Below are 269 nucleotides of genomic sequence, written 5' to 3' on the forward strand. Positions count from 1 at the left end.
TGCATAACGAACTCGAACAGCGTCGCGCAAGAGGCGATGAATCGGTTCGTTATGCAGAAAAATTTGTACAGCGTGCTCTAAATTAGTTTTTTCTTCTGCGCTTTTTTTTACCACCGCCAAGGCTTCGCCGCAGCTAAGCATCAAGCAGCTGAGAACCATCAAGGATAATAAAAAACGTTTGCAAATCATAAATTTAGAGTGCCGGTTTGTTGCGCTTAGAAAATAGAGGCGGATTCATATGGCGAGCATTATACGACGGTCGTGGAATT

1 protein-coding gene is annotated in these 269 nt (G+C 43.5%); it reads right to left on the minus strand.

Annotated features, from left to right (window positions below; translation table 11 throughout):
* The coding region (locus Q5762_RS38505) for a hypothetical protein (protein WP_315896966.1) at nt 1–189 on the minus strand (189 nt) is incomplete at its 3' end.
* Between the last annotated feature and the right edge of the window lie 80 nt (nt 190–269).

The organism is Streptomyces sp. P9(2023), from assembly GCF_032436795.1.
In the GTDB taxonomy this organism is placed as follows: domain Bacteria; phylum Actinomycetota; class Actinomycetes; order Streptomycetales; family Streptomycetaceae; genus Streptomyces.